General features: G+C 32.2%; 6 protein-coding genes. 1 reads left to right on the top strand and 5 read right to left on the bottom strand.

Annotation, left to right across the window (positions count from 1 at the left end):
* Nucleotides 1-141, top strand: a 141-nt coding sequence (locus Q0370_RS01025; protein WP_299570902.1) for a PspC domain-containing protein, incomplete at its 5' end; no start/stop codon positions are given.
* A 136-nt stretch (nucleotides 142-277) separates the two neighbouring features.
* Here the strand turns inward: Q0370_RS01025 and Q0370_RS01020 are convergent.
* The 5 genes from Q0370_RS01020 to efeO form a co-directional block, all read right to left on the bottom strand.
* The gene (locus tag Q0370_RS01020; RefSeq protein WP_197735211.1) at nucleotides 278-469 is read right to left on the bottom strand and encodes a twin-arginine translocase TatA/TatE family subunit; all 192 of its coding nucleotides are present in this window, start codon (nucleotides 467-469) and stop codon (nucleotides 278-280) included.
* An 8-nt stretch (nucleotides 470-477) separates the two neighbouring features.
* Nucleotides 478-1,191, bottom strand: a complete 714-nt coding sequence (tatC, locus tag Q0370_RS01015; protein WP_299570893.1) for a twin-arginine translocase subunit TatC — start codon at nucleotides 1,189-1,191, stop codon at nucleotides 478-480.
* 37 nt (nucleotides 1,192-1,228) lie between these two features.
* Entirely contained in the window at nucleotides 1,229-2,920 is a 1,692-nt protein-coding gene (locus Q0370_RS01010) for an FTR1 family protein (RefSeq protein ID WP_299570890.1), read from the bottom strand.
* Entirely contained in the window at nucleotides 2,898-4,136 is a 1,239-nt protein-coding gene (gene efeB, locus Q0370_RS01005) for an iron uptake transporter deferrochelatase/peroxidase subunit (protein WP_299570887.1), read from the bottom strand. Before efeB ends, Q0370_RS01010 begins: the two co-directional genes overlap by 23 nt.
* A 126-nt stretch (nucleotides 4,137-4,262) precedes the next feature.
* Entirely contained in the window at nucleotides 4,263-5,144 is an 882-nt protein-coding gene (gene efeO, locus Q0370_RS01000; protein ID WP_299570884.1) for an iron uptake system protein EfeO, read from the bottom strand.
* Nucleotides 5,145-5,200 lie beyond the last annotated feature (56 nt).

Below are 5,200 nucleotides of genomic sequence, written 5' to 3'. Positions count from 1 at the left end.
GTATGTGGTGGACTTGCAAAATACATGGATAAAGATTCTAACTTAATAAGAATAATAGCAGTTGTATTAGCAGTTCTTACAGGAGGATCGTTAGTAATCGCATATTTAATAGCAGGATTTATTTTACCTGAAGGAGAATAATTCTGAAATAAAAATAAGCTGTGTATCAAAAGTCTATTTTAAAAAACATTAAGTTGTTATATAAAATAGGATTTTTTTGTAAATTAATTTTAAATAAAAAAGAGCGGTTCATGGTTATGAGACTGCTCTTGTTTTTTTATTTATCTTCTTTTTTATCTTCTGTAACTTTATCATCTTTTTCCAAATCAATTCCAGAAACTGATTTTTTAAATTCTCGAATCATTTTTCCGATGGCTTCTCCTAATTCAGGTAGCCTCTTTGGTCCAAAAATAAGTAATGCACCAAGTATAAGGACTATAAGTCCTGGTGCTCCGATATCTCTAAAAATTCCCATTTTTAGTAATTCCTCCTTTTTTTATAAATATATTTGCAGACAAAGATGCTCACTTCATACAGTAGGATTAAGGGAGCTGCCATTGTTAAATCACTTATAAAATCGGCAGGTGTTAATACTACTGCGAGTACTAGTAAAATAAAGTATCCATATCTTCTATTTTTTATCAAATATTGTGGTGTTAAAATATGTAGCGATGTTAAAAAGGCTACAATAACTGGCAGTTCAAATATTATTCCAAGTGGAAGGGAAGTATGAATTATGAATGTCAGATAGCTGTTCGCTGTAAGCTGTATATTAAACAAATCATCTCCAAATGAAAGAAGCACATTTAATAATGCAGGCGTTATGAAAAAGAAACCAAAACATAAACCGGCAATAAACAGTATAAAGGTTGCAGGAACATAGGATAAAACTACTTTGGCTTCTCTTTCTTCCAATGCAGGACGGACAAATTCCCATATTTGATAACTTGCAAATGGAAGAGTTAGACTGAAGGCACATATTCCAGCCAGCATCAAATAAATGCTCAAAATATCGTTAGGGCCTAGAACAACTAATTTCTGATTAAAAGAAGCTGTTAATAATTTGTAAATACTAGAGCAGAATACTAGGCTTATCAGAAAGGCTATTATAAAAAATACGATTGTTACAATAAGTCTTTTCCTAAATTCACTTAGATGTTCTATAAGTGTCTGTTCATCAATTTTAGACATTTTTTATTCCTTTCCGATTGTTAAAAATATTTAAAACCTACTTATCTTTTCTTTTAAAAGTTGCAAATGCAATTATAGTTATTAAAATTAATTGACTAATAAACACTTCCATATTTGCATAAATTCCCAAAATTTCTACTGTTGGAATAAAGTTTACTACATGTAGTGGTAAAATTCCTACAACTTGCAGCATATGGATACTTGTTCCAAGCATCTTAAACGCAAGGAAATATATCGTCCATGTCAATACAAAAAATATTTGATGTATTTTTATTTTTGAAGAAGCGTATATTAGTACAAATGCGATTACAACTAATATTAGTATAGCACTCACAATACCAATAATCAAGTTCTGCAAAGAAATTAACGGTAAAATTCCCACATAAAATAGAATTGTTTCAGCACCTTCCCTAAATACCGCAAGAAAACTTAATACAAACATTGAAATAAAACTTCCTGTGCTTAAAACTACGTCCATTTTTCTGTCAATATAGTCTTTCCAAGATTTTAGAGATGACTTGCTATGTAGCCAGAATCCAATACCAATCATCATTATAACCGCAAAAATTCCTACAATTCCTTCTAGAATTTCACGGTTTGTCCCTGAAGATACCGCAGGGAATAGTGCTTGAAGCATAAATGCTATAATGACACTTGCTAAAATTCCGAAAGAAGCTCCTGCATATACCCAACGTAATCCTTTTTTCTGATTTGCAGCTTTTAGACTGCTTACTAATGCCAGAACGATAAGAAGTGCTTCCACACCTTCACGAAGGAGTATAAACATTGCGTCAACAAATGTATATTGTGCTTTTGTATCAATTTGCGACAATTCTGTTATTAAACCTTGTAGTTGTTCCTGATATCCTTTTTCAGCACCTTTTACCATAATTATTGGAGTTTGAGTTTCCACTTTTGTGTATAATGATGAATTTCTTGTACTTACATCGCCTTCAACGGTTGGCCATACTTGAATAAACTGCTTAACTTTTGACTGTCCTTTAGCTTTATTTCCTGCTTTAAAAGCATCCAAGGCATCTTTTAGAATATCCACAGCTTCTTTCAACGTGATTGTACTTGAAACATTGTTTTCTATTTTTTTTCCATCCAGATAATCCTTTATAGCAGACTTCAATTCATTGAAAGAATTTATTGTGCTGTCATAGTCAAAGGGCTCCACTTCCATAGAGCTTCTAAGAAAGGACATCGCAGTTTCCACTTTTCCATAGTAAGGAATACTTCTGCTTCTTATAAAACTTTCATTTCTAGTCCATACGGCATTAAATTTCAGATACTCTTTTTTCATAAGTTCCACATTTTTAGACTGAATTGCCTTTTCCAGCACATCCAAAGCAGGATACATTCTTGACTGAAATTTTTTCTTTTCCTCGTTATCATTAACAGGATTCTGTTCCTTTTCAAAAGCAAGCAGTGCTGTTGTAACTTCTTTTAGGTCATTTTCTGATAATGCTGATTTTTCCTTATTTAAAAGCTCCTGTACTTTTTTTCCTTGTGCTGAATCAGAATTTTTTACTTTTTTAAATTCTTCCCTGATTTCAGAAAAAAGTTTTTTTGCTTCATTCTGATTGCTATTTTTTATTGCAGTTGTTGTATCTGTTATTTTTATATAGAGGTTACTGTAACTTTCCTTTGCAATAATATTTATAAAAGATAGCATAAAGCACAAAAATAACATTATACTTATTTTATTCAAATAATTTCTGCCCAATATATTCTCCTTCCTTTATTCCGCCAAAGCAGGCAAAAATACCTGTTCCAACGTGAGTAATGTACTCATTCAGTTTATCATCGTTTCCTAAGCTATTTTGAATTTTTATGAATTGATCAGGATGTTTTTGGAAACATATAAATAGCAGTCCTGCATCAAACTGTCCGCTTATTTCATCTATTCCGTTAGAATATGAAAAGGCACGGCGTGCTATTTTTGTTTCAGCTTTTTTGGCAAGATAAACATGTGAATCAATAGGAAGAATTGGTTTTCCATCTGGCCCTTTTTTATTTATGTCAATTGTTGCAAATTCATCTGTTTCCCCAAATGGAGCGCCACTTTCCTTATATCTTCCAAATGTATTCTCCTGTTCTTGTAAATTAGTTCTATCCCAAGTTTCAAGATGCATCTGAATACGTCTTACTATCATATAAGTTCCATCTTTGAGCCAGTTGTTCTTGTCATACCATACAACATTTTTAAAGTCGTTATTATTTTTAGGATTTTCTGTTCCATCTTTAAATCCAAAAAGATTTCTTGGCGTTTCCTTTCCGTTTCCAATGGGAAGAAATCCAGCTTGAGTCCATTTTAGAGTAATTAAGGCACGTCCTTTACGAACAAGATTTCTCACAGCATGAAATGCCACTTGAGCATCATCTGCACAAGCCTGAATACAAATATCTCCGCCTTTATACTTATCTTTTATCTGATCTCTTGGAAAATGCGGCAAATCTTTAAATTCATCTAATTTTTTGTTATCCAGTTTTAATTTATCGAGAAATGAGGGGCTTATTCCAAAAGTTAATGTCAAGCGATAAGGGTTTAATCCAACAGTTTCTCCTGTATCTATAGGAGGGACAAGGTGATTTTTCAGTTCAGAAGCGACTAGTTCGCCTTTCATAAGTTTTTGAGAATAATCAGTCCAGTCCTTGAACATCTGCTTTATTTCTTCCTTGTTCAAAGAGTGCAGATCTAGTACTGCAAAATAGATATTTTTCTGAACAGGGGTAGCGATTCCTGACTGATGCTGCCCATAAAATGAGATTTTTTCATCTCCAACAACTTGATTTGCCTTATCGTTAAACATATTTGCAAAAATTGCACCAGCTCCACTTGCTCCAATTGCGGCTCCAGCTCCTACCATTCCAGCTTTTTTAAGAAAATCACGTCGTGATATTTTTTTATCAAACCATTTTTTATTATTTTCATCACTCATTATTTTTACCTCTTTATTATACTGTAAGTTATTTAGATGTCCTTGATAATCTAAATGTTAATTTAGCAAGGGAGATTAACCCCTTGCATGATAATACTTAAATATATTAGTTATCGAATGAATCTATTATTTTTTAGGAGTTGCATCCATTACGATACCCATTTGTGATAAAGGTTCTCCCAGTTTTGTAACTGCTTCTGCTAGCGCTTTTGTATCCTCAGGCTTCAATTCTGTATATAATTTGTAATGCTTATCATTAGTCATATATTTATCAAGAAGTGCATTTACAGCTTTAAATTCAGTGTCTAAAGTTGTTACAAGTTTAGCATCTTTTTTCTCTAATTTAGGTCTAAATAGTTCAAATATTTTCTGAGCCCCTTCGATGTTTGCTCTAAAGTCATACAAATCAGTATGTGAAAATACTTCTTCTTCCCCTGTAATTTTTTGAGTCGAAACTTCATTTAATAGGTCAATAGCTCCTGTAACCATTAAATCAGGTGTTACTTCGATTGTAGCAATTTTTGCTTTTAGTTCCTTAATGTCGTTTACAAGCTCATCTGCATATTTTTCAGTACCTTTTGTAGTATTTTGTTCCCATAATATTTTTTCAATTCTATGAAAACCTTTCCATCCTTCTTCATTTTTAAATTCTTCCTTAAAGTCAACAAGACGGTAATCTATCTTAACATCAGATTCTCCAAAACTTTCAGCGATAGGCTCAGATCTTTCATAAGCCATACGGATTAAAGGATAAACTTTTTTAGCTTCATCCAATTTTCCTTCCTTCAACAATTTTGCAAAGTTTTCTGTATCTTTTAAAAGCATATCAATCTGACCTTCAACATATTTCTTATATTCAGCAGTTTCTTTGCTCAAATCAACTTTTCCTTGATTAGCAGTCTGTTCAGCCGTTGTTCCAGTTTTTCCTTCTTCTTTACCAGCATTGTCTTTTCCACAACTAACCACCATTAATGCTCCTGTAAGCAGTAATATTCCCATTTTTTTCATAAAAAATCCTCCTAAATTTTAATTTTATTATATATTTGTATCTAATATCGAATTAG

It is taken from the genome of uncultured Leptotrichia sp. (genome assembly GCF_938036635.1).
Taxonomy (GTDB): Bacteria; Fusobacteriota; Fusobacteriia; order Fusobacteriales; family Leptotrichiaceae; genus Leptotrichia; species Leptotrichia hongkongensis.
The sequence above is the reverse complement of the archived record's forward strand: the minus strand, read 5'-3'. Positions and strand labels throughout refer to the sequence as shown.